This window comes from Burkholderia sp. IO2, assembly GCF_029522185.1.
Classification (GTDB): Bacteria; Pseudomonadota; Gammaproteobacteria; order Burkholderiales; family Burkholderiaceae; genus Burkholderia; species Burkholderia cenocepacia.
On record NZ_JAKWFH010000038.1, the window covers coordinates 55,187 to 78,012 of the forward strand.

Genomic DNA, 22,826 nt, shown 5'->3' on the forward strand with positions numbered 1-22,826 from the left:
CGCCTGAAAAAGTTGAATGGAGTCAGTCGGATCGCCCGCTCGGGCGGGGCGCGAGGCCCCGCCCGGCGGCTTACCACTGATACGAAGCGCCCACGCCGACGGTGTTGCCGCCGCTCGACATGCCCACGCCGGCCTTCATCTTCAGGTTCTGCGTGATGCGGGCCTCGCCGCCGAACGCCACCGCCTGATAGCCCTTGTAGGTCGCGCCGCCGATACCGAACGACACCGTCTTGCCCGGATCGACGCCCGGGATCATCGTCAGCGCGGTGGCCGCGGCGATACCGGAGTACGCGTTGCGCGACAGGTCGTTGACCTGACCTTGCACGCCGCCGATCGCGCGATCCATCTGGCCCTTCGTCGCCGCGTCGGACGCGTTCACGCCATCGGCCAGGTTCGAGATCGTGCGCTTCTGATCGGCCGTACCGACGGACACGGTGTTGTCGCTCGACGCCACCGAGCCGGCGCCCAGCGCGACGGAGTTCTTGCCCGACGCGTTCGCACCGTCGCCGATCGCCGTCGACTTCTCGCCCGATGCGTTCGCGCTGCTGCCGATCGCGGTCGCGCCTTCGGCGCTGCTCTTCGAGCCCGAACCGATTGCCGTACCGTTGCTGCCCGATACGTTCGCGTTGGAACCCACGACCGTGGCGTTGTTCGCGCCCGTGCCGATCGTCGCGCCCGAACCCGCGGCCGTGTTGCCCGTGCCGCTGCCCGCGTTCGCCTTCGTCGTGCCGTCCGTGCCCACGTCGGTACCGGCGAAGTAGTCGTTGCCGGAACCGCCGTTGCCCGGATTGCCCGTGCCCGGGTTCCGCTCCAGTTCGCCGACGCGATCGTCGAGGCCGCCGATCTTGTCGTTCAGTTCGCTCAACTGCCCGAAGTTCACCGCGTCATACCGGCTCGAACCGTCCGCGACGTTGGTCAGGCGCACCGGCGCCGCGCCCGAGCCGCCCAGGGTCACCGAGCCGTAGTTCGCCGTGCCGTCCTTGTTCAGGTCGTAACGCACCGCGAGCGAATCCGTCGCACCGTACTTGGCCGCGGCCTGCACTGCTTCGGCCACGGTCTTGTACTTGCTGCCGTTCACTTCGATCGACGTGTCCGCGAGCTTGCCGTCCGCATCGACCTTCGTCCCGCCGCCGATCGTGTCCGCCACGCTCTGCGCGGTGCCGTGCAGTTGCGAGCCGTTGATCGCGTCGCGGCTCGTCGCGCTCACCGCACCCGTGCCCACGCCGGTCAGCACGCGGTCGCCCGCCGTGCCCGTGAAGTTCACCGACGTGCCGTCCGTGTCCTTCGCGACCGTGATCTCGCGCGTGTCCGCGTCCTGCTGGACGAGGCCGATCGAGCCGTGGACGAGGCTGCTCGAGATGTTCTCGATCGCGTCGCCGACGTTGTTGTACGTCTTGTCGTTGACGGTGTACGTCGGGTTCGTCACGTTGCCGTTCGCGTCGACGGTCGAGCCGCCGCCCAATGCGTCGGCCACGCTCTTCGACGCGCCGTACAGCTGCGAGCCGTTCACCGCGTCCATGCTGGTCGCGTTCACCGCGCCGGCCTTGACGTTCGACAGCGTCGTGCCGTTCGCGCCCTTCAGCGTGATCTGGTCGAAGTTCGCCGAACCGTTCGCATGCTTGTCGTACGTCACGGCGAGCGACGTCAGGCCCGTACCCGGGTTAGACGAATCGATCGGCGCAACCAGGCCCGCGTCCTGCAACTGGCCCACGTTGATCGCGTCGTGACGATCCACGCCGTCCGCGACGTTCTTCAACGCCACCGGCGTCGTCGCGCCCGCGCCGCCCAGCGTCACCGAACCGAGGTTCGGCGTGCCGTCCGCGTTGCGGTCGTACGTCACCGCCGCAATCGACTGGCCCGTCACCGGGTCGACCAGACCCGAATCGGTCAGCTGCTTGTTGATCACGGTGATGTTCTGCGTGTTCGTCGTCGTACGGCCGTCGAGGTTCGACAGTGCGTCGCCCACGTTGTTGTACGACTTCGACTGCGACGCATCCGCCGGGTCCGCCAGCGAGTACGTCGGGTTCGTCACCTTGCCGTCCGCGCCCACCGTCGCGCCGCCGCCCAGCGAGTCGGCCACGCTTTGCGCCGTGCCGTGCAGCTGCGCACCGTTGATCGCGTCCGTGCTCGTGGCCGTGACCGCGCCCGCCTTCACGTTCGTGATCGTCGTGCCGTCCGCGCCCTTCAGCGTGACCATGTCCTTCGCGGCGCCGTCGTAGGCGACGGCGAGCGACGTCAGGCCCGCACCCGGGTTCGTCGGGTCGACCGGCGCAACCAGGCCTGCGTCCTGCAGCTGGCCCAGGTTGATCGCGTCGTGACGCTCCGTGCCGTCCGCAACGTTCTTCAGTGCGACCGGCGTCGTGGCGCCCGCGCCACCCAGCGTCACAGTGTCCTTCGCCGCGCCGTCGTACGTCACCGCCATCGACGTCAGGTTGCCCTTGCCGTCGTCGCCCACCAGGCCCGCGCCCTTCAGCTGGCCGAGGTTCAGCGCATCGCCGTCGTCCGTCGCGTCGGCCACGTTCTTCAGCTGCGTCGGGCCGGCGCCATTACCCAGCGTCACCGAACCGTAGTTCGGCGTGCCGTCCGCGTTGCGATCGTACGTGACCGCCGCGATCGCCTTGCCGTCGTCGCCGATCAGGCCAGAACCCTTCAGCTGGCTCACGTTCACCGCGTCCATGTCGGCCACGCCGGCCTTCACGTTCGACAGCGTCGTACCGTCCGCGCCCTTCAGCGTGACCGTGTCCTTCGCGACACCGTCGTACGCGACGGCGAGCGACGTCAGGCCCGTACCCGGGTTAGACGAATCGATCGGCGCAACCAGGCCCGCGTCCTGCAACTGGCCCACGTTGATCGCGTCGTGACGATCCACGCCGTCCGCGACGTTCTTCAACGCCACCGGCGTCGTCGCGCCCGCGCCGCCCAGCGTCACCGAACCGAGGTTCGGCGTGCCGTCCGCGTTGCGGTCGTACGTCACCGCCGCGATCGACTGGCCCGTCACCGGGTCGACCAGACCCGAATCGGCCAGCTGCTTGTTGATCACGGTGATGTTTTGCGTGTTCGTCGTCGTACGGCCGTCGAGGTTCGACAGCGCGTCGCCCACGTTGTTGTACGACTTCGACTGCGACGCATCCGCCGGATCGGCCAGCGAGTACGTCGGGTTCGTCACCTTGCCGTCCGCGCCCACCGTCGCGCCGCCGCCCAGCGAATCGGCCACGCTTTGCGCCGTGCCGTGCAGCTGCGCACCGTTGATCGCGTCCGTGCTCGTGGCCGTGACCGCGCCCGCCTTCACGTTCGTGATCGTCGTGCCGTCCGCGCCGCCTTGCAGCGTGACGCGAGCCTTGGTGTCGTCGTCATAGCCGACGGCCAGCGGGTTGCCCGAACCGCCCGAGTTGTCCGCGACGTACTGCTTCAACTGGTTGTAGTTGATCGCGTCATGGTCGTCCGTCGCATCCGCGACGTTCTTGATCTGCGTCGGACCCGCGCCATTGCCCAGCGTCACCGAGCCGTAGTTCGGCGTGCCGTCCGCGAGACGGTCGTACGTGACCGCGGCGATCGACTTGCCGTCGTCGCCGATCAGGCCCGAGCCCTTGAGCTGCGAAACGTTCACCGCGTCCATGTCGGCAACACCCGCCTTCACGTTCGACAGCGTCGTGCCGTCCGCGCCCTTCAGCGTCACGGTGTCCTTCGCGTTGCCGTCGTACACGACAGCCAGCGATTCGCCCGTGACCGGGTCGATCACGCCGCCGTCCTTCAGCGAGTCCTTCAGGTCGCTCAGGTTCTGGTTCGTCGCGAACAGCTGCGAACCGTTCACGGCGTCCTTGCTCGTCGCCGACAGTTCGCCATCCTTGACGTTGTGGATCGCCACCGGCGTGGTCGCGCCCGTGCCGCCCAGCGTGATGCTGTCCTTCGCCGCGCCGTCGTACGTCACCGCCATCGACGTCAGGTTGCCCTTGCCGTCGTCGCCCACCAGGCCTGCCTCCTTCAGCTGGCCGAGGTTCAGCGCATCGCCGTCGTCCGTCGCATCGGCCACGTTCTTCAGCTGCGTCGGGCCTGCACCGTTACCCAGCGTCACCGAACCGTAGTTCGGCGTGCCGTCCGCGTTGCGATCGTACGTGACCGCGGCGATCGACTTGCCGTCGTCGCCGATCAGGCCCGAGCCCTTCAGCTGCGAAACGTTCACCGCGTCCATGTCGGCCACGCCGGCCTTCACGTTCGCAAGCGTCGTGCCGTCCGCGCCGGCCAGCGTCACCTTGTCCTTCGCCGCGCCGTCGTACGTCACCGCCATCGACGTCAGGTTGCCCTTGCCGTCGTCGCCCACCAGGCCCGCGTCCTTCAGCTGGCCGAGGTTCAGCGCATCGTGGTCGTCCTTCGCGTCCGCGACGTTCTTCAGCGCGACCGGAGCCGTCGCGCCCGCGCCGCCCAGCGTCACCGAACCGAGGTTCGGCGTGCCGTCCGCGTTGCGGTCGTACGTCACCGCCGTGATCGACTGACCGGTCACCGGATCGACCAGACCCGAATCGGCCAGTTGCTTGTTGATCACGGTGATGTTCTGCGTGTTCGTCGTCGTACGGCCGTCGAGGTTCGACAGCGCGTCGCCCACGTTGTTGTACGACTTCGACTGCGACGCATCCGCCGGGTCCGCCAGCGAGTACGTCGGGCTCGTCACCGTGCCGTCCGCGCCCACCGCCGCCCCGCCGCCGAGCGCGTCCGTCACGCCCTTCAACTGGCTGACGTTGACCGCATCGGTCGCCTGCGTGCCTGCCGCGACGTTGACGACCTGGCGTTCGGCACCCGCACGACCGACGGATACCGAGTTCGCACGATTCGAGAACGCGTTCGCGCCGAGCGCGACGCTGTTGGCCGCGCCCGCGGTCGTGTTCGCGCCAAGCGCCATCGCGCCTTCGACGCCGCGTGCGACGTTCGCACCGGTACCCATCGCGATCGCGTTGGTCGAGCCGGCCCGCACGTTCGCGGCGTTACCGAGCGCGATCGAGCCGTCGCCGATTGCCTGCGCATTGTTGTTGCCGACGGCCAGCGCATACTCGCCGTTCGCCTGCGCGTTCGCACCCAGCGCGACGGCCTGCGTGCCGTTCGTCTGGACGTTCGAACCCATGGCGACCGAGTAGTCCTGGCCGGCGCCGGTCTGCGCGAAGCTACCGATCGCGACCGAGTTGTTCGAACCCGCGCCGCTTTGCAGGCCGACGGCCACCGCATTGGCGCCGCTTGCCGCCGTCGACGAACCGATCGCGGCCGCCGTTGCGGTAGCCGGATCCGCGCCGTTCAGCGACGCGACGTTGTTGCCCTGCAGGCCTTCGATCGCGACGAGCGGGTCGCTGACGTCCATCGTCTGCATCGAGCGCGAACTCACCTCGTCGATGGCAGCCTTCGTCTTCTTGTCGATCTCCGACGAGAAGCTGTCGATCGCCTGTTGCGTCTTCGAGCTCACCGACGTCGACAGGTCGTTCAGCGCCGCATACAGCTGGCCGCCGTTGACCGCGTCCGTGCTCTGGAATGCGACGTCGCCGTCCGCCACGTTGACGATCTTGCGTTCGCGGCCCACGTCGCCGACCGACACGACGTTGTTCTGGTTCGCGACCGAGTTGTAGCCGATCGCGACCGAACCGTTGCCGGTCACACGTGCGCCGCTGCCGAGCGCCAGCGAGTTGGCGCTGGTCGCCCGTGCGTCGGAACCGATGGCGACCGCGAGCGCGCCGCTGGCGACAGCCGGCGTGCCCGTGACCGGGTCGGCATTGACCTTGACGAAGCGCAGGTTGCCGCCGGACATCTCGTCGCGGAGATCCGACAGGCCCGTGTTCAGTTGCTTGACGTTGACTGCGTCGAGGTCGTCGACGCCCGTCGCGACGTTCTTGATCTGCGTCGGACCCGCGCCATTGCCCAGCGTCACCGTGCCATAGTTCGGCGTGCCGTCCGCGTTACGGTCGTACGTCACCGCGGCGATCGACTTGCCGTCGTCGCCGATCAGGCCGGAATCCTTCAGCTGGCTCACGTTCACCGCGTCCATGTCCGCCACGCCGGCCTTCACGTTCGACAGCGTCGTGCCGTCCGTGCCCTTCAGCGTAACCGTGTCCTTCGCGTTGCTGTCGTACACGACAGCCAGCGATTCGCCCGTCACCGGGTCGATCACGCCGCCATCCTTCAGCGAATCCTTCAGGTCGCTCAGGTTCTGGTTCGTCGCGAACAGCTGCGAACCGTTCACGGCATCCTTGCTCGTCGCCGACAGTTCGCCATCCTTGACGTTGTGGATCGCCACCGGCGTGGTCGCGCCAACGCCGCCCAGCGTCACGCTGTCTTTCGCCGCGCCGTCGTAGGTCACTGCCATCGACGTCAGGTTGCCCTTGCCGTCGTCGCCGACCAGGCCCGCGCCCTTCAGCTGGCCGAGGTTCAGTGCGTCGTGATCGTCCGTTGCGTCCGCGACGTTCTTGATCTGCGTCGGACCTGCGCCGTTACCCAGCGTCACCGTGCCGTAGTTCGGCGTGCCGTCCGCGTTACGGTCGTACGTCACCGCGGCGATCGACTTGCCGTCGTCGCCGATCAGGCCGGAATCCTTCAGCTGGCTCACGTTCACCGCGTCCATGTCCGCCACGCCGGCCTTCACGTTCGACAGCGTCGTGCCGTCCGTGCCCTTCAGCGTAACCGTGTCCTTCGCGTTGCTGTCGTACACGACAGCCAGCGATTCGCCCGTCACCGGGTCGATCACGCCGCCATCCTTCAGCGAATCCTTCAGGTCGCTCAGGTTCTGGTTCGTCGCGAACAGCTGCGAACCGTTCACGGCATCCTTGCTCGTCGCCGACAGTTCGCCATCCTTGACGTTGTGGATCGCCACCGGCGTGGTCGCGCCAACGCCGCCCAGCGTCACGCTGTCTTTCGCCGCGCCGTCGTAGGTCACTGCCATCGACGTCAGGTTGCCCTTGCCGTCGTCGCCGACCAGGCCCGCGCCCTTCAGCTGGCCGAGGTTCAGTGCGTCGTGATCGTCCGTTGCGTCCGCGACGTTCTTGATCTGCGTCGGGCCTGCGCCGTTACCCAGCGTCACCGTGCCGTAGTTCGGCGTGCCGTCCGCGTTACGGTCGTACGTCACCGCGGCGATCGACTTGCCGTCGTCGCCGATCAGGCCCGAGTCCTTCAGCTGGCCTACGTTCACCGCGTCCATGTTCGCCACACCGGCCTTCACGTTCGACAGCGTCGTGCCGTCCGTGCCGGCCAGCGTCACCTTGTCACGCGCCGCGCCGTCGTACGTCACCGCCATCGACGTCAGGTTGCCCTTGCCGTCGTCACCGACCAAGCCCGCGTCCTTCAGCTGGCCTACGTTCACCGCGTCCATGTTCGCCACACCCGCCTTCACGTTCGACAGCGTCGTGCCGTCCGTGCCGGCCAGCGTCACCTTGTCACGCGCCGCGCCGTCGTACGTCACCGCCATCGACGTCAGGTTGCCCTTGCCGTCGTCACCGACCAGGCCCGCGTCCTTCAGCTGGCCGAGGTTCAGTGCGTCGTGATCGTCCGTCGCGTCAGCGACGTTCTTGATCTGCGTCGGGCCTGCGCCGTTACCCAGCGTCACCGTGCCGTAGTTCGGCGTGCCGTCCGCGTTACGGTCGTACGTCACCGCGGCGATCGACTTGCCGTCGTCGCCGATCAGGCCCGAGTCCTTCAGCTGGCCTACGTTCACCGCGTCCATGTTCGCCACACCGGCCTTCACGTTCGACAGCGTCGTGCCGTCCGCGCCGGCCAGCGTCACCTTGTCACGCGCCGCGCCGTCGTACGTCACTGCCATCGACGTCAGGTTGCCCTTGCCGTCGTCACCGACCAGGCCCGCGTCCTTCAACTGGCCGAGGTTCAGTGCGTCATGGTCGTCCGTCGCGTCCGCGACGTTCTTGATCTGCGTCGGACCTGCGCCGTTGCCCAGCGTCACCGTGCCGTAGTTCGGCGTGCCGTCCGCGTTACGGTCGTACGTCACCGCGGCGATCGACTTGCCGTCGTCTCCGATCAGGCCCGAGCCCTTCAGCTGGCTCACGTTCACTGCGTCCGTGTCTTGCGTGCCGGCCGCCACGTTCGTGATCTGCCGCTGCAGCGTCGCCGAACCCACCGACACGCTATTCGCTCGATCGGCGATCGAAGTGTCACCCAACGCGACACCGTATTGAGCCGTCACCGACGCGCCGTCGCCGAGCGCCACGCCGCGTTGCGTAGTCCGGGCCCCGCGCCCGATTGCGATCGCCCCGCCGGCATTGGTGTTCGTCGTGGACGCGCCCTCGCCGAGCGCCAGTTGCCCGAATCCGCCCGACGTGTACGCCTTGGCGCCAATGGCGATATTCGTCTGACCGCCATTGATGTCCGTGGCATTCGCGATCGCGCCGTCGCCGATCGCAATCGACTGAGTACCGGAAGCGCGTGCCGCGATCGAACCACGCACCGCTACATAGGGGTTCGAGCCTGCCGCGATCGCGGCATTCAGTTGGCCGACGTTCACGGCGTCGGTTTCTTGCGTACCGGCAGCCACGTTGGTGATCTGCCGACGCAGCGTCGACGAGCCGACCGATACGCTGTTGTTGCGGTCCGTCGCTGACAGGGCACCAAGCGCCACCGAATCGGTATGGGATGCCACGGCGTTGACACCCAGTGCAACGCCATGCGAGCCGCTTGCGTTCGCACCATTGCCGACCGCGACGGCGGCGCCGCCCGCACTGCTTGCCTGGAAGCCGAGCGCCGTGCTGTTGTCCCCGTTGGCCCGTGCACTGTTGCCGAACGCCGTCGCGTACGTTCCGGACGCGCTCGTATTCGTGCCGATGGCAACCGCGCCCGAGCCTGCCTGCGCGGCGGCCGTACCGTTGCGCGTATCGATCTTGATGTACGTGTTGTCGACCTTGGTCGACAACGCAGTATTCATCTGACCGAGATTCACGGCATCCGTATTCTGCGTACCGGCGGCCACGTTGACGATCTGTCGCTGCTGCGACGTCGACCCGACCGACACCGCATTGTTGCGATCGCCAACCGAGTTCGCGCCGAGCGCAACCGAATTCGTCCCGCTGGCCAGAGCCCCGCGGCCGAGCGCGGTCGCGGTCGTACCCGTTGCACTCGCGCGCTCGCCCAGTGCCACGCTCGACGCCGATGTCGCATTCGCGAGCACACCGATCGCAACGGCGTTCGTGGTTGCATTGGCGGAATAGCCGATCGCGGAGCCATAGGTTCCGCTGGTGCTCGCGCCGCGACCGACCGCGATGGCGTTCGCACCCACGGCGCTCGCGGAAAACCCGAGCGAAGTTGCGCCATCCGCAGTAGCCGTCGAACGGGAGCCCACGGAAGTCGTATTGACGGCCTGAGCGGCAGCTGCCTGGCCGAAGGCCGATGCGTTGGCGCCCGCAGCATTTGCGCTCGTACCGACCGCAACACTTTCCGACCCCGTCGCTCGCGACAACGTGCCGATCGCCGTGGCGTTCTGATTGTTCGCCACAGTATTGCCGCCGAGCGCTACGGCCGAAGTACCCGTCGCGCTGGCATTGGCACCGATCGCGGTGGCGCTGCTACCTGCGCGCGCAGCCGTCGCCGCCGCATACGTACCCGTATTGGTCACCACGTACGGGTTCACCGTCCCCGCGGCCGCGATCGCTGCGTTCAGCTGATTCACGTTGACGGCATCCGTCCCGGCCGTACCGGCGGCCAGGTTGTTGATGCGGTGGTTCGTCATGTTGAAGTTGCTATCGACGTCCACCGGGCCGCGCAGGTGCACGCCCGAGCCGCCCAGCAGGAACAGATGGCCATCGACGGTGCCGCTGATGCCGGCTTCGGTCGCCGCGCTGGCCTGACCGACGCCACCACCGTTGACGTTGCTGTGGTTGTACAGCTGAAACGACCGGACGTGACCTTCACTCAGTCTGAAATTGGAGATTGCCGTACCGCACGCCCCGGTTGTCCGCGTTCCGACGGTATTGCCGCCGCCAAAGGTCGTCCCGTAATAACCGCTACCGGTCGGCGCACAAAGCGACAACGACCCGCCGCCATTGGCGGCCTGCGCCATCGCATCATTTGCCATCGAACCGCCGCCCACGCCGGCCATCACCGCGACCGCCGCCGTGACCGACGACCGCATCGTCGTATTCGACTTCGATTTCGTACGCATCCGCGCGGTTTCGGCCGCCGCCGTCCATGTACCCGTCGTCGCGTTCCAGACGGTGCGATAACTCTTGTTCATGCTGATTGCCTCTGTAGAGAAAAAGGGTGAAGGACGCTCCTCGTCCACAGATGCCAATGTATTGATCGCCTGTCATTTCGATAATCAGACGGCTGGACGTGCGGCGACTTATTTCGTAGGCCCAGTCCTAACATGACGTTGCTTGACAATCGGCCGTGCCAGACGCGGCACGACACGCCGCTCTCCTGAACGATTCCGTTTGACACGAGCGCGCGGCAAGCCTTATATACGCACCGCGCCGCCGATTGCCTGAATAGGACTGGTCCTATCCATCGCGCGCGAGTGTTTCGGACTGCCCTACATACAGACCCGCCCGCTATCCCGATAATTTTCCCGTTCCCCGAGCCGGCCGCGCATCGCGCCGCCGTCGTGCGGCTCGCGGATATCGTCCGCGTTCCGGCATCGCCGCGACGCGTCTCCCGATTTGCGCATTGATTCACCGGTCTTCGTCTCATGCCCATCCGCCATCTCTTCGCGTCCCATACGGACGCCAGCGCGCCGTTCGCGTCGATTGACGACGATGCGCACGACCTGAGCCTGCTGAACCGGTATCAGCGCTTCACGCTGTACGGCGGCGCGGTCGTGCTGTCGCTCGTGATCCTGATCGCGGCCGGCATCCTGCTGGTCGGGTCGGTGCGCGACTACATCGCCGAGCGCCGCGACCTGTTCGCGACGCACAAGGCGCTCGTGCAACTGGAAATGGATGCGAAACAGGCATCGATGCGCCGCGCGGTGATCAATGCCGAGCTGTTGTGGAACGGCCATCCGCCGCATGCGCGCGAAGCCTCCGATGCACTGAGAAAAGACGGGCACGTGCTGCTCGCCCCGATGCCCGGCGTGAGCGAAATCTTCGTGGCCGCGTCGCCGAAGGCGCTCGCCGACCACGAAACCGATCGCTACGTGCAGTTGATGGAGCGCCAGACGATTTCGGTCGCGGCGGCCGAGCGGCAGACCGGTCGCGCGGTGCGCGGCTACGCGTACAGTCCTGACCGCAACGTGATCGCGATCACGCCGCCGCCGTCGATGCCGTATCCCGACCTGCTCGCGCGCATCGGCGTGCGCGACACGCATGCGTTGATCCAGCACCTCGCGTTCGACGCTGCCGACTGGTCCGATCCGGCCGTCGCGCGCTACTGGCGCCTGTCGCGCCGGATCGCGTGGCAGGCGCCGGCGATCGATCCGCTGACCGGCAAGACGGTCTTCCGTCTCGTCGAACCCGCCTTCGACGGTCAGCAGCATTTCATGACCTTCGTGAGCGACTTCGACGTCGACGTGATCGCCGAGCGCATGAAGCACGCGCCGGCCGATGCCGTCGCGATGCTGATCGACGAAAACGGCCGCGTGCTGCTCGATGTCGACCGCACCGGCGACGCGGAGGACGGCGCCGCGCTGATGAAGCACGCGCTGGCCGAAGGCACGTGGCGGCGCGGCCTCGCGCATTTCGACGAAAGCTACCGCCACGGCGTGTTCACGATCAGCGACCGGATCTCCGACACCGGCTACGCGATTGTCTATGCGTACTCGTGGCGCACGATCGCCTTTGCGATCTGGTCGACGATGCTGCGCGAGTTCGGCACGACCGCGACGATCCTCATCGTGCTGTGGACGCTCGTGATCGCGTTCGACCTGCGGGTGTTCGCACCGCTGTTTCGCCGCTCGCGCCGCGTGTTCGAAAGCGAGCGGATGAGCCGCACGATCGTCGCGACCGCGCCGTTCGGCATCGGCCTCGTATCGCCCGACACGCGACAGGTGCTGCTGCGCAACCGGATGCTCGAACTGTACGAACGCGAGGCCGGCGATCCGCCGCTGCACGAGCGGCTGCTGGCGCACTACCGCGAACACGCGGACGCGTCGCCCGTGCAGCTCGACGTCGAACTGCCGGTGACGCTCGACGACGGCCGCGCGCGCGACCTGCTCGTCAACTTCGTGCGCGTGCGCTACAAGGGCAAGGATGCGCTGCTGTGCAGCTTCTCCGACATCACGACGCGCGCCGACGCCGAACGCGCGCTCGACAGCGCGAACCGCGCGAAATCGACGTTCCTCGCGACGATCAGCCACGAGATCCGCACGCCGCTGAACGCGATGCTCGGCAATCTCGAACTGCTCGACAAGGCGCCCGACCCGAGCCGGCAGAAGCCGCGCCTGCATGCGGTCACGTCGGCCGCACGGATGCTGCTCGACATGCTGAACAACGTGCTCGACATGACAAAGATCGAAGCCGACCGGATGACGCTCGAAGCGACCGGTTTCCGGATCGACGAGCTGATGCGCGACGTGGCGGACCTGTTCGAGCCGGTGGCCGGCGCGAAGGGCATCGCGCTGCGCATCGACGTCAATCCGGCGGTCACGCACACGTATCTCGGCGACCCGATGCGCGTGCGGCAGATCGTCGTGAACCTGGTCAGCAACGCGATCAAGTTCACCGACCGCGGCGCGGTGGCGTTGTCGGTGTCGGCGCCGTCGGGCGACGCGACGCCCGTGACGATCCGCGTCAGCGATTCGGGCATCGGCATGACGGCCGACCAGCTGGCGCACGTGTTCGAGCCGTTCGCGCAGGCCGACGAATCGATCGCGCGCCGTTTCGGCGGCACGGGCATCGGCCTCGCGCTGAGCTACAAGCTCGCGGAATCGATGGGCGGGCGCATCGACGCGAACAGCGTGCCGGGCGTCGGGTCGACCTTCGTCGTCACGTTGCCACTGCCGCTCGACCGCCAGCCGGGCGCGGCCCAGGCGCTTTCGAGCGACGACGCGCCGGACGTGCGCGTGCTGTTCGTCGACGACAATCCGGTCAACCGTTCGCTCGTCCACGATCAGCTGGACGTACTCGGCTATCAGGCCGATATCGCATCGAATGTCGCGGAAGCGCTCGATCTGGTGGATCGTCACGACTATGCGGTCGTGCTCACCGATCTGAACATGCCGGGCCTCGACGGCTACGCGTTCGCCCGCGTGCTGCGCGAACGCGGCCGCGTACAGCCGATCCTGGCGGTCACCGCACATGCCGAACCGGACGAGTTGCGGCTGGCGTGGGAAGCGGGTATCGACGAAATCGTCACGAAGCCGACGTCGCTGAAATCGCTCGAGCAGGCGATCGCGAAGTACGCGGGGACGTGGCGGCGGCCGACGTATCCGCCCGTACCCGCGCGCGCCCCCGGCCCGTTGCCGAAAGACCTGCACACGGTGCTCGTCGATGCGACGCGACGCTCGAGCGCGACCATTGCGCGGGCGTTGCAGGATGGCGATCTGAAGGTTGCGCGTTCGGAGATTCACAGCATGCGCGGTGCGTTCGCGATGATCGGCGAGCGGGAGATTTCAGGGCTTTGCGCGTCGATGGAAGCGCTGGCGCTGGCCGGGGATGCGGCCGCGTTCGCGCGGGAGTTCGAGCGCTATCGACAGAGCGCGAACGAGATCCTGATGCGGCGTGCGGCGGGCTGATCGAATCATCGATTGAAACGATTTCTGACACATCGGGAATGAATCGACGACGCAGTCAGCCGACGCGATCGCGCCGGATTCGTTATGCAGCAAGCGTCGATGCATAGGCCGGATGGCCAACATCGATAAATTCGTACGTGACCGATCCATCACGCCGGGTGTTCTCGACTACAGTGGTTGCACGTTTTCGCCAGGGTTCTCAGGCCGCTTCGACATGCGATGCATGTGAGGAAGCGGTACTCGAAATCCGTTGCGTAAACGAGCGCGGCCCGCAGGTGAAACAGCACCTGCGGGCCGCTGACCACAACCAACTTCCAAGGAGTTGACCATGGCTGGCGCGAATCATAACGCACCGATGTATTTCCGCGATCGTTTTGTCTCCCCTCGTTCGTCTCTTCAATCCCGCCGCATCGTTGCGCATATCAGGCTCGCCGACATGGCGCCGCCAGTCGTGCATCTGTGGATGAAACTGTCCGGCCGATGGATCGAGGCGGCGGGTTTCGATCCCGAACAGCGTCTGCATATCGAGGTGTCGCACAAGCGGCTGGTGATCACGCCGATCGATGAGGCGGACCCGAGCCCTGCCGGAAAGGATGGATTTCCCGATGTCGATTGCGGCACCGGGCAACAGCGGCAACCGTCGATGATGGCGGAGGAGGCGTAATGAACTACGACGCATCGAATCAACACCCCGACAACGTGCCGGACGATTTCGACTATTACGACGTCGGCGAACTGGCGGCCAAATCCGTGCTCGTACTGAAGCTCAACGCATTGATGGCGTCGCGCGGCCTGACCGAGGAAGAGGCGGCGGCGCTCGCCGAAATGGCACGGCCGGTGGTCACGCCCGAGCAGCGCGAGCGGCTCCGGAACGTAACGCTGGATCAACTGATGCTGACGCTGGCGTCGTTCGGCCAGCATGTGGAGATCGTGGTGAAGCCGGCGGGGGAATTCGGGCCGGCGGGGATTACGGTTTCGGTCTGACTAAGGGCCCGCCGCTACGGGCCTTCACGTCCGGCGTCGCGATGCTTCAGCCGGACGTGCGCTGAAATACGACAGTCCGACGCGCTTGTCTGCAACGGACAGCACGAGAAAAGCAACCAATCGCAATGATCAACGGGATGGACAGTCAACCGATTCGAACCGATGCCGATTACGAGGCCGCACTGCAGGCGGTATCCGCGCTTGTCGAGTTTGATCCCGCGCCAGGCACACCGCAGGGCGAAGAACTGAAGGTTCTGGCGGACCTGATCGCACGCTACGAAGCGGAGCACTTCCCGATAGAAAAAGTGTGTGGCGGCCGGAAGCGCATCAGCGCTCGCATAAGGCAGCGTTAGGAGTAGGTGCTATCGAATTGCATAGCATGACTACGGCCGGGCCCAACGGCCGCCGCCGAAGCGGCTCCGGTGCCACACTCGATCAATTTAACGTGAACAACCGTTACAACCAATCGGACCAGGCTGATTCTCTTCGAGTCGTGCGCGGAGTGCAGCGAACTCATCCGCCATCTCGTCGTATGCCGCCTTGATGGCCGGATCGGCAAGCAGGCGCGCCGTGTCGGCCGCAGTATGCGGCACCGGAACATACCGATCTTCGTTTGCGCAAGAATCTGTCATCGTTGATTGCCTCCTTCGATTACCTGCGGACGATACCCGCAATGCTGTGCGAATGAAGCTCAAACAATAGCGGCCGTACGTGCTAAGCACAAAGAAAAAAGCCGCTGCCGTAGTCCACGGCAGCGGCTACCCCGGTGAATCACCCGATCCACCGTCTTCCCGATACACCCGCTTACTGCTGAATCGTCGCCTGCCCGGCCAGCTTGTCCACCAGCGCCGTCATCGCACGCTGCTGCGCCTGCGCTTCGAGCTGCTGACGCAGCACGTTCTTCGCCGCCTCGAAGGTCGGCACGACCGTCGCACGCTTCTCGTCGAGTTTCACGATCGCGAACGCGTTACCGACCCGGATCGGGCCCGCGACAGCACCCGGCTGCAGTGACGTAATCGCCTGCGCGAGCGGCAGCGGCAAACCACCCGTCTTCCCCTCGGCCACCGGCGTGCGCAACTCGACCCACTGCGCGACGCCGCCGTTCGGCGTCGTGTTGTACTTCTTCGCGACCGCGTCGAACGCCGCGCCCTGCTTCAGCTCCGCGACCAGCGCGTTCACTTCGGCCGGATCGGCCACGGCGATCACGTCCGCGCGATATTCGAACTGCGCGGCATTCGCTACGACGTCGTCGTAACGCGCCTTCACCTGCGCGTCGGTCACCGCTTGCGGGCGCAGGTTGTCGCGCAGGTAGAGATCCGTCGCCGCGACCGTGCGCGCCCGCATCACGACGCGATTCACTTCGGGGCGGCTACCGTAGTTGGCCTTTTCCGCCGCCTGCTCGACCAGGTGCTGGGCGATCAGCTCGCGCTTGGCCTGCGCGCGCAATTCGGGCGTGGCGGCCTGCCCGGTGGCTTCGATCATGCTGTCCACGTCGCTGCGCGCGATGGGCGTGTCGTTGACGACCGCTTCGACGCCCGGCGGCAGCGGCGTTTCGGTTTTCGTGCCTGCGGCGCGTGCGACAGGGGCGCCGCAGGCGCACGCGAGTGCGATCAGGGTGGAAACAATGGAAATGTGATGCTTCTTCATGACGATTCCTTCATCGATGGAGGGAGGTGCCGCACGCGATGGCGGCCGTGTGGAGGTGCGGCAGCTTCACCGCGGACAACCGACCGGGTCGGTGCCTGACAGGCCGCGCGCGCGATCGCGTCACGACCAGACCTGAAGCGCGAGCCGGTCGAGCCGGCCGCGCGTTGCCGAGCAGAGTCACCGCCGTCTGCGAGGCACAGGTGACCGACGGAGGGAACGACAGAGATGAATGCCCTGCGCTCGCATGTGGCAGCGTTCTCCCAACCTGCGACCCGAACGGTGCAGATGCGACCGAGCCCACCGGTCGCCGCAAGGCATTCACCTCTCGCCATCCTGACCGGGCCGCGCCGGCAACGTCGCTCGTGCCGGCCTCGCGCGGAGAAAAATGCGCTGCCCGGTGAACGGGCAGCGCGTCCAACGAAGCGTGGCTTCGGATACGAGGTATCGGGCGCGTACCATGCAGATGCCCGACCTACGCATTGTCGAAGCGCATCCGGCATCCGCACAATCAGCCTGGTCCTATTCCGCACGACGTCACCGTTGAATCGTCGACGTCTCGCGCGCGTTCATCGTCACGGCGAGCGGCGGAAATGCAGCGACGCTGCGCATCGCGCCATAGAACTTGTTCATCGCAACGTCGATCCCGTAGTTCGGCAGCGTGCGGCCGAGCCCGTGGGAGAACAGCGTCTCCGGTCGCAGCGGAAAACAATGATCGAGCAGGAAGCGCGCACCAGCCGGCGAGATCGTGTACGCGCAGATCCCGTAGAACTCGAGCAGGTCCATCACGAGCACGGGCCCGCGATCGGTGCGGAAATCGTCGACGGCGTGCGCGAGCGCCGCTTCGTCGAAGCGCATCGTCACCGGCGTGCGGCTGTTGAAGATCGCGCCGCGCAGGATCGAATCGAAGTTGTAGCCCCATGCGACGAAGTCGTAACGGCCGGCATGCGCGGCGAGGAACTGCATCGCCGTTTCGTCGAAGTCCGGGCGGAAGATCGCGTCATCCTCGACGATCGTCACGAGTTCGCTGCCTGCGGCGATGTCGGTCCACAGGCGATGCGTGGTCATCGCGATGCCGATCGCGCCGCGCGTGTACGGCAACGCCGGCGCGAACAGGCCGCTTCGTGCGATATCGTCGTCCGACAGCGCCCGACCGTCGATCGCGTCGACGAATTCGAATGCGAGCGTCGGATTGTTCGCACGAAACGCGTCGCGCCGGCCACGCTCGCCTTGCAGCGAGATCACGCGAAGCGTCTTGCCGACGGACGGCGTATCGACGGCGCAAGCGCGTACAGGTGCGATGGTTGCGTCGCGAAGATCGGTAACGGGCGTCGACATCGTCACCACCCCGTCACGATCGAAATGCCGAACACGATGCCGACGACGATGCCGATCGTCCGTCCCTGCAACATCGGCTTCAACGCCGCCGGCTCGTAGAACGGATCGACCACATCGTTGCGGTTGCGCCATGCGGTCACGAGCGGCGGCACGAGCAGCAGCATCGCCATCAGCAACGCGGTCGCCATCGTCACGACCATGCCGCTCGACGACCAGCGCGTGCCGAACTCGACCGCCACGTGGACCATCCCGACCGTGGCCGCGCTCGCGACCATCCCGATCACGGTGCCTTTCACCAGAAAATCTGCTGCGCTCATCGTCAGTACTCCCTGTCTGATAGTTGCCGAACGACGTCGGCCGGAATACTGCGTATTACAAAGATCGCTGCACGCGATCTCTATCAGACGAGTCTTATTGGCGAACGGCGAACCAAAAAATAGGACTGGGACTACAAACGCGACCGAACGGCGCGTTCGTTACCGGGGGATGCATCGCGGAGCCTCATCGATTCGGACTGGTCTTATTCAGTTGCCGGGTGCGGATCCATAAAGTGGACGTCAAGCCGGCGCCATGCTGCTTGTGTCCATGCGTGCAAGCCGCTGGCGCCCTCACGACGAACCCCGCCACCGGCCGCTGCCTCGAACGCGGCCGGCCCTCCGGAGCCCCGACATGCAGATCTCGCCTCACGACACGCCCACGCTCGCCGACACCGACGACACGATGCTCGCCACGCAGGCCGATGCCGCCTCGGTCGATGTCGATGACGATGCCGTCTCCACCGCCACACAAACGCTGATCGAGCGCGGCGAAGTCGAATTCGCCGCCCAACTGGCCGCCGCCCATTGGAAACTGCGTCCGGCGTCCCCGGCAGCGGCATTCAACTGCGGCTATGCGATGCAGATGGCGGGACGCCACGCGGATGCGATCGCGCCCTATCGCCGCACACTCGAGCTCGCGCCCGCGTGGCCGTCGCTGAAGAACAATCTCGCGCTCGCGATCCGGCTGACGGAAGGCGATCCCGATCTGGAATTCGCGCTCATCGAAGGTGCGCTCGACGACGATCCCGACGACGCACGCGCATGGACCAATGCGGTGATCACGCGCATCGACCGCTTCGATCTCGACGGCGCATTGCGCGCGGCCACCCGTGCGGTCGCGCTGGCGCCCGACAGCGCGCTGGCCGTGAACAACGCGGCGACGGCGATGAAGGAAGCGCAATGGTGGGGCCAGGCCCAAACGCATGCGCAACGCGCCGTCGAACTCGCGCCGCACAACCCGACGTATCGCCACAATCTGTCGCTGCTCCAGCTCGCGCGCGGCGATTTCGCGTCGGGCTGGCCCCATTACGAAGCGCGCTGGGAAGGCTCGGCCGAACTGCGCGGCAACCTGCCGATGTTTCCCGGGCCGCGCTGGCGCGGCGAATCGCTGAAGGGCAAGACACTGCTCGTGTGGGGCGAACAGGGCCTCGGCGACGCACTGCAGTTCTGCCGCTACGTGCCGCTGCTCGCGGAACGCGTGCATCGCGAAGGCGGCCGGATCGTGTGGAACGCGTTTCCGGTGCTGGGCGGCCTGTTCGGGCGCAGTCTGGCAACGCATGTCGACGTGTTCGACACCAGCACGCGCATCGAGGATCTGCCCGCGTTCGACGTCGAGCTGCCGCTGATGAGCATCCCCGGGATGCTCGGCCTCGACGGCGACGCGCTCGCCGCGACGGCGCCGTACCTCCACGCCGACGCGGCAGCCGTCGACGCGTGGCGCGCGGCGCTCGCGGGCGAAAAGCGGCTGAAGGTCGGCCTCGCGTGGACGGGCAGTCTGTCGCACCAGCGCAACCGCTTTCGCCGCGTGGGGCTCGAACGTTATGCCGACGCGTTCGACCCTCTGCAGCAGGACGTCGCGTTCTACTCGCTGCAACCGGGCGCGCAGCACGACATCGAAGCCGCCCGCGCGGCGGGTTTCGTCGTGAGCGACTGCACGCGCGAATGGCGCACGGTCGACGATACCGCCGCCTTCATCGGCGCACTCGATCTCGTGATCACCGTCTGCACGTCGGCCGCGCACCTGAGCGGCGCGCTCGGCCGGCGCACGTGGGTGCTGCTCGATGCGAACCCGCACTGGGTCTGGCAGCACGACCGCCGCGACAGCCCGTTCTACCCGAGCGCGTCGCTGTATCGGCAGACGACGTTCGCCGACTGGCAGCCGGTCATGGACGCGGTCGCCGCCGATCTTCGTCGGCTGGCCGGCTGACCGCCGCCACGCCGACAGGAGATTCGTCATGGATTACAACCTCTGCATCGTCCGCCCGTCGGGCTACGCGCATTCGGGCGCCTTCACGGAACTCGCCGAGGTGATCGCGTATGGGCTCGACGATCTCGGCCACGTCGTGCACGTCAACGAGAACGACATGATGCCGGATGCGCGGAACATCCTGATCGGCTGCCATCTCGCCGATCCACGCGCGACCGAGCACGTGCCGGCCGACACGATCGTCGTCAACACCGAGCAACTGCACGTCGACGAACAGCCGTGGAACGAGGCCATCTACCGCTGGGCGTCGCGATACGAAACCTGGGATTACAGCGCGCGCAATCTCGCGAAACTGCATAGCCTCGGCATCGGGCATGCGCGCTACCTGAAGCTCGGTTTCCATCCGAAGCTGCGTCGCATTCCGGATGACGTCGAGCAGGACATCGACGTGCTGTTCTACGGCACGATCGGCCCGCGCCGTGCGGCGATCCTCGAGGCGCTGCAGGCGCGCGGGCTGAACGTCGGGATCGTCAGCGGCGGCCTCTACGGCGCCGAGCGCGACGCCTTCATCGCGCGCGCGAAGGTCGTGCTGAACCTGCATCACTACGCGTCGCACATTTTCGAGGTGGTACGCGCGTTCTATCTGATGACGAACGGCAAGGCGATCGTCGGCGAGGTGTCGCCGACGACGTCGGTCGATCCCGATTACGCCACGCCAACGGCTTCCGTGCGGCGCCGTACGACGCGCTGGTGGAGGCGTGCGTCGAACTCGTCCGCGATCCCGCGCAACGCCGCCGGCTCGAAGCCGACGCGCTGGCGACGATCGGCCGCCATCCGCAGGCCCGGTCGCTCGCGCCGCTGCTGGCCGCACACGCGGTGGCGGCATGACGACGCCACGTCGCGAGCCGCCGTCGTCGGCGCCATCGCCACAGCGCGCCGACAGCGTGTGCTGGTCGCCTGTCCACAGGCGGTTTGACAATCCCTGACGCCATCGGGAACGAGTCCTAACCCGTTGACGCGCAGTCCGATCGAAGTGCCCTTCCTGATCGCCCGCAGTCCGATGGTCTCGCCCCGTCATCGCTCCTAGACTCGCCGTACTGCCCGAACGCACCGTGCAACGCGCCGGGCAGCACCTCGCTCTGCGGAGCGTTGCACGAACGCGGACGCGCCGCCATTCCGGACGGTGCGCGACGGCAAGGATGGCGGATGAAATGAACAAGAAGCACGGGCCGCGCGGCGAGATCGTCGTCTGCATGGTCGATGTCGCGGCGATCGTCGCGATCGCGGTACTCACGCACCACGGTTCGCTGTGGAATCTCGACGCGCTCGCGATCGAATGGCTGCTGATCGGCGTGAGCGCGCTGCTCGCGGCGTTCCTGCTGCGCCTGGCGGGCATCGGCCTCGATGGCCGGCCGCGCCCCGCGACGCGCTATGCGGTCCGCACGCTCGCGCTGTGGCTCGTCGTGCAGGGTTTCGTGTTCCTGAAGATGATCGCGCTGACCACCGCGACCGTGATGATGCTGACGTGGTTCTTCGACTGGACGATCGAGGTCGGGATCGTACTCGTCGTATTCCGGGTCGCACTGAGCATCGCGCGCCGGCGCAGCCTGCGCGTGCCGGCGACACCCGCCCGCATCGCGGTCGTCGGCAGCGACGAGCGCCTCGCGCGGATCGTCGCGTCGCTCGATGCGGCCGGCGATACGCGCTACCGGCTCGTCAGCGCGTATTGCACGGCCGGCCGCGCGACGACGCTCGCCGGCGACGCGCTCGTCACGACCGATCTCGCCTCGTTCGCCGTGTGTGCGCGCCGCCAGCGCGCGGACGAAGTGTGGATCGCGCTGCCGCTCGCGGAAGACGCCGCGATCACGCGCGTGATCGACGAATTCCGCAGCGACTTCGTCGAGCTGCGCCTGATGCCCGACGTGAGCCGGCACGCGCTGTTCGGCAGCCAGGTCGACGAAATCCTCGGCGAGCCGGCGATCTCGCTCGCCGCGCCGCCGCTGTCGCGCGGCGCGCTGTGCGTGAAGGCCGTCTTCGATCGCGTGTTCGCGGCTGCCGTGTTGATCCTGCTGATGCCGCTGCTGCTCGTCATCGCCGTGGCGATCAAGCTGAGTTCGCCGGGCCCGGTGATGTTTACGCAGAAACGGCGCGGCGGCGACGGCCGCACGTTCGACATCTACAAGTTCCGCACGATGCGCGTGCATGTCGAACAACCGGGCATGGTCGAGCAGGCGACCCGCAACGACCCGCGCGTGACGAAGGTCGGTGCGTTCCTGCGCCGCACGAGCCTCGACGAACTGCCGCAGTTCATCAACGTGCTGTTCGGCGACATGTCGGTGGTCGGTCCGCGTCCGCACGCGGTGGAACACGACGCGCAGTACCGCACGCTCGTCGACGGCTACATCCACCGCTACCGGATCAAGCCGGGCATCACCGGCTGGGCGCAGGTCAACGGACTGCGCGGCGCGACCGAACAGCTCGAAAGCATGCAGTCGCGCGTCGAGTACGACCTGTACTACCTGCGCAACTGGTCGTTCGCGCTCGACCTGCGAATAATCGGCGCGACGGTGCTGAAAGGGATCGTGCATCCCAACGCGTACTGAACGGCGCATGCCGTTCGGCGCCGCGGCATCGCCGCCGCGGCTGCTTCGATTGACCCGGCGGCCCCTGCTTCGGCAGCCCGCTCCCGCGCCGCCGTCTCCGGCGCGCGGCGCAACTGGAAGGAACTCATGACACCCTCGATCGCATCGGCGGCCGCGCGCCGCCACGGTGCGCTCGCGCTCGTCCTGACGGCCTGCGTAGCGCTGTCAGGATGCGCGTTCGCACCCGGCATGAAGATGAACACGTCGTATCTCGGCTGGCTCGCCGACGCGCCGGATGACGGCGCGCCCGCGCCGGCCGCGGCCGACTCGCGCGTGGCCGAAGCACGCGCCGCGGCCGCGTCGACCACGGCCGGCACGCCGGTTCGCGCGCCGCT

Annotated in this window: 11 protein-coding genes and 1 pseudogene; 8 read left to right on the top strand and 4 right to left on the bottom strand. The window is 66.9% G+C overall.

What is annotated here, in order from left to right:
* Positions 1-70: 70 nt before the first annotated feature.
* The gene (locus MMB92_RS23335; RefSeq protein WP_277562956.1) at positions 71-10,204 is read right to left on the bottom strand and encodes a YadA-like family protein; all 10,134 of its coding nucleotides are present in this window, start codon (positions 10,202-10,204) and stop codon (positions 71-73) included.
* A 453-nt stretch (positions 10,205-10,657) separates the two neighbouring features.
* Here MMB92_RS23335 and MMB92_RS23340 point away from each other — a divergent pair, with 453 nt between their 5' ends.
* From MMB92_RS23340 to MMB92_RS23355, 4 genes are all read left to right on the top strand, one after another.
* Positions 10,658-13,639 (top strand): sensor histidine kinase, encoded by a 2,982-nt coding sequence (locus MMB92_RS23340; RefSeq protein WP_058902572.1) that lies wholly within the window; start codon positions 10,658-10,660, stop codon positions 13,637-13,639.
* Between the two features lie 328 nt (positions 13,640-13,967).
* Positions 13,968-14,303 (top strand): SymE family type I addiction module toxin, encoded by a 336-nt coding sequence (locus MMB92_RS23345; protein WP_277562957.1) that lies wholly within the window; start codon positions 13,968-13,970, stop codon positions 14,301-14,303.
* Positions 14,303-14,623, top strand: a complete 321-nt coding sequence (locus tag MMB92_RS23350; RefSeq protein WP_080331053.1) for an XRE family transcriptional regulator — start codon at positions 14,303-14,305, stop codon at positions 14,621-14,623. Before MMB92_RS23345 ends, MMB92_RS23350 begins: the two co-directional genes overlap by 1 nt.
* A gap of 137 nt (positions 14,624-14,760) precedes the next feature.
* On the top strand, positions 14,761-14,976 hold the full coding sequence (locus MMB92_RS23355; RefSeq protein WP_179107124.1) for a hypothetical protein: 216 nt from the start codon (positions 14,761-14,763) through the stop codon (positions 14,974-14,976).
* 451 nt (positions 14,977-15,427) lie between these two features.
* On the opposite strand, the gene MMB92_RS23360 is transcribed toward MMB92_RS23355, so the two are convergent.
* From MMB92_RS23360 to MMB92_RS23370, 3 genes are all read right to left on the bottom strand, one after another.
* Entirely contained in the window at positions 15,428-16,270 is an 843-nt protein-coding gene (locus MMB92_RS23360) for a peptidyl-prolyl cis-trans isomerase (RefSeq protein WP_058902569.1), read from the bottom strand.
* A gap of 534 nt (positions 16,271-16,804) precedes the next feature.
* Positions 16,805-17,605 (bottom strand): glycosyltransferase family 25 protein, encoded by an 801-nt coding sequence (locus MMB92_RS23365; RefSeq protein WP_206533007.1) that lies wholly within the window; start codon positions 17,603-17,605, stop codon positions 16,805-16,807.
* A gap of 2 nt (positions 17,606-17,607) precedes the next feature.
* Positions 17,608-17,922, bottom strand: coding sequence for a hypothetical protein (locus MMB92_RS23370; RefSeq protein ID WP_023477308.1), 315 nt, complete (start codon positions 17,920-17,922; stop codon positions 17,608-17,610).
* A gap of 352 nt (positions 17,923-18,274) precedes the next feature.
* On the opposite strand from MMB92_RS23370, the gene MMB92_RS23375 reads away from it, so the two are divergent.
* From MMB92_RS23375 to MMB92_RS23390, 4 genes and pseudogenes are all read left to right on the top strand, one after another.
* Positions 18,275-19,849, top strand: a complete 1,575-nt coding sequence (locus tag MMB92_RS23375; RefSeq protein WP_277562958.1) for a hypothetical protein — start codon at positions 18,275-18,277, stop codon at positions 19,847-19,849.
* Positions 19,850-19,877: 28 nt separating this feature from the next.
* Positions 19,878-20,825, top strand: a complete 948-nt coding sequence (locus tag MMB92_RS23380; RefSeq protein ID WP_277562959.1) for a hypothetical protein — start codon at positions 19,878-19,880, stop codon at positions 20,823-20,825.
* Between the two features lie 235 nt (positions 20,826-21,060).
* On the top strand, positions 21,061-22,452 hold the full coding sequence (locus MMB92_RS23385) for an undecaprenyl-phosphate glucose phosphotransferase (RefSeq protein ID WP_277562960.1): 1,392 nt from the start codon (positions 21,061-21,063) through the stop codon (positions 22,450-22,452).
* A 126-nt stretch (positions 22,453-22,578) separates the two neighbouring features.
* Positions 22,579-22,826 (top strand): annotated as a pseudogene (locus MMB92_RS23390) (sugar ABC transporter substrate-binding protein); the annotation flags it as partial.